At 72.8% G+C, this 2,826-nt stretch carries 4 protein-coding genes; all 4 read right to left on the bottom strand.

What is annotated here, in order from left to right; all coding sequences use genetic code 11:
• A partial coding sequence (locus GX015_RS05465; protein WP_291343408.1) for an AAA family ATPase occupies nt 1-748 on the bottom strand: 748 nt, incomplete at its 3' end.
• Between the two features lie 7 nt (nt 749-755).
• Nucleotides 756-1,685 (bottom strand): NAD kinase, encoded by a 930-nt coding sequence (locus tag GX015_RS05460; protein WP_291343407.1) that lies wholly within the window; start codon nt 1,683-1,685, stop codon nt 756-758.
• Nucleotides 1,682-2,518, bottom strand: coding sequence for a TlyA family RNA methyltransferase (locus GX015_RS05455; protein ID WP_291343405.1), 837 nt, complete (start codon nt 2,516-2,518; stop codon nt 1,682-1,684). Before GX015_RS05455 ends, GX015_RS05460 begins: the two co-directional genes overlap by 4 nt.
• Nucleotides 2,511-2,826 (bottom strand): hypothetical protein (locus GX015_RS05450; protein WP_291343403.1); only part of this gene is annotated, 316 nt, incomplete at its 5' end. The genes GX015_RS05450 and GX015_RS05455, both read right to left, overlap by 8 nt.

Raw genomic sequence — 2,826 nt, 5'->3', positions numbered from 1 at the left:
CGATCGCACCGGGGCCGTCGATGGCACCCCACGCGACGGTCGCCGCCTCGCGCAGGCCGTCGAGGTCCTGCATGCGACGGATGGTCTCCGCCAGCTCGGCGTCCTCGCCGGGTTCCGGGTCGACGGCGTCGATCTCCTCCAACGCGAAGGTCAGTTGGTCGGCGCGCATGGCCATTTCGCGGCGCTTCGACGTCCGCTCCTCCAGATCCTTCGCCGCCGCACGCCACTGCGAGCGGACGTCCTTGTACGCCGACAGCAGCGGCGCGACGCGCTCCCCGCCGAGCCGGTCCAGCGCGGCGATCTGCTCGCCGCCGCCGAGCAGCCGCAGCTGATCGTTCTGCCCGTGGATGGCCAGCACCGCTCCGGCGATGTCCGCCAGCGACGACGCCGGAGTGCCCCGGCCGCCGATCCACGCCCGCGAACGCCCCTTCGCCGACACCTGGCGGGCCAGCAGAATCTCGTCGTTCTCGTCCCTCTCGCCGCCGCACTCCCGAAGGATCGCGTCGACGTCGTCGGCAAGCGGGCCCGCGAGGTCCTCAGTGGACACCCGGCCCTCCACCAGCGCCTTCTCGGCGCCCGTGCGGACCCGGCCAGCGTCGGCCCGCCCGCCCGACAGCAGGCGCAGGCCCGTGACCACCATGGTCTTGCCCGCACCCGTCTCGCCCGTGAGCACCGTCAGGCCCGGGCTGAACTCCACCGTCGATTCGGGGATGACGCCGAGATCGCGGATGGTCAGCTCGGTCAGCATCGCCCGATCACCTCCTGGGACCCCGCCACCCCGTCACCGGCAGACGGAACTTGTGCACCAGCCGGTCCGTGAACGGCGCGGCATCCAGGCGCACCCACTTCACCGGCTGCTCGCCGCGGGTGATCTCGATGCGGCTGCCCGCCGGCATCGGGATCGGCCGGAAACCGTCGAGCACCGCCTGCGCGGCGCTGGTCTGCGGGTTCGTCTCCACCGCCACCGTCGAATGCGGCGACACGACCATCGGGCGGTCGAACAGCGCGTGGGCGTTGTTCGGCACCACCAGGATCGCGTCGAGCTCCGGCCACAGCACCGGGCCGCCCGCCGAAAACGCGTACGCCGTCGAGCCCGTCGGGGTGGAGATGAGCACGCCGTCGCAGCCGTAGGAACTCACCGGGCGCTGATCCACCTCGAGCACCACGTCGAGCACGCCGCGGCGGTTGAGGTTCTCGATGCTCACCTCGTTGAGCGCCCACCCCGTGCCGATCACGCGGCCGTCGTTGTCGCGCACCGTCGCAGAAATGGTCATCCGGTCCTCGACGCGCCAGCTGCGGTCGATGACCCGCTGGATCGCCTCGGTCATCGACTCCTGCTCCCACTCGGCCAGGAAGCCGACATGGCCCATGTTGATGCCCAGCACCGGCAGATCCATCGAATGCGCGATGTCCGCGGCGCGCAGGAAGGTGCCGTCGCCGCCGAGGACGAGCACGAGCTCGCAGCCCGCCGCGGCCTGCGGCGAATGGCCGTAGCGCGGGTACTTGCCCAGCACGGGGTGGCGCAGCAGCTTCGACGGGTCGTCGCCGGCCAGCACGCGCACGCCGATGCCGGCGCCGTCGAGCAGCTCGGCGGCCTCGGCCGCCATCTCCAGGTTCGAGCTGCGGCCCGAGTGCGGCACCAGCAGCACCTGGCGGTCGTCCTTGCCGATCGTTCCATCCGTCATTGCGGGCCCTCCTGCACGGCGCGTTCGATCATCTCGTCCAGCTTCCCATCATCGACGTCCGACGCGCCACCGTCCTTGACCAGCCACAGGAAATACTCCACGTTGCCGGACGGCCCGGGCAGCGGGCTGGCGACGACGCCGCGCACCGACAATCCCAGCGACCGGCCGAAACGGGCGACGTCGCCGACGACCTCCGCCCGCAGCTCCGGACTGCGCACCACGCCGCCGGAGCCGAGGCGGTCCTTGCCCACCTCGAACTGCGGCTTGACCATCGGCAGCAGGTCCGCGCCGTCGACCAGGCCGTCCACCAGCGCGGGCAGCGTCAGCCGCAGCGAAATGAACGACAGGTCGCCGACCATGACGTCGGCGGCTCCCCCGACCATTTCCGGGGTCAGGGTGCGCACGTTGGTGCGGTCGAGGACGGTGACGCGGGCGTCGTCGCGAAGCCTCCAGATCAGCTGCCCGTAGCCGACGTCGACGGCGATGACCTCGGCGGCCCCGCGGCGCAGGCACACGTCGGTGAAGCCGCCCGTCGACGCGCCGGCGTCGATGACGCGGCGGCCTTCCAGCGTCAGCCCCTCCGGCTCGAACGCGGCCAGCGCGCCGAGGAGCTTGTGGGCGCCGCGCGAGGCCCAGTTGGCGTCGTCGGCGTCCTCGGACACGCGGATGGACACGTCGCCGGTGACCGCGGTGGCCGGCTTCGTGGCGGCCATCCCGTTGACGGTGACGCGGCCGTCCTTGATCAGCTCCACGGCGTGCTCGCGGGAGCGGGCGATCTTGCGGCGCACCAGCTCCGCATCCAACCGCCGCTTCGGCGACGATCCCTTAGCCACGCGACGCCCCTTCCCCGCCCAGCGCGTCCTGCAGCAGGGCGTGCGCGCGCTCCATCTGCTCCGCCCGGTCGGCCGGGGTCGGCGCGGGCGCCTCGAGGATGTCCGTCACTTGACGACGGAGCCGGTCGGGATCGACCGCCCCTCCCGCCAAAGCCGCGGCCGCGTCGTTCGGCGTGGGACCGGGGCCCGGGACGGGGCCGGAGCCGGGACGGGGCCCGGAGGCGGGGCCGGGCTTCGGGGATTCGCCGGGAGCTGCCATGTCCCGGGTCACCGCCAGGCGGCGACAGCCGCGGCGGCCGCGTCCGAGG

It is taken from the genome of Corynebacterium sp., from assembly GCF_012837295.1.
GTDB lineage: Bacteria > Actinomycetota > Actinomycetes > Mycobacteriales > Mycobacteriaceae > Corynebacterium.
Note: the sequence above shows the minus strand (reverse complement) of the source record. Positions and strands in the feature narration are given on the sequence as shown.

What these genes read in the sequence shown, in the direction of transcription:
- GX015_RS05460 (WP_291343407.1), bottom strand. Translation starts at nt 1,685, where the DNA reads ATGACGGATGGAACGATCGGCAAGGACGACCGCCAGGTGCTGCTGGTG.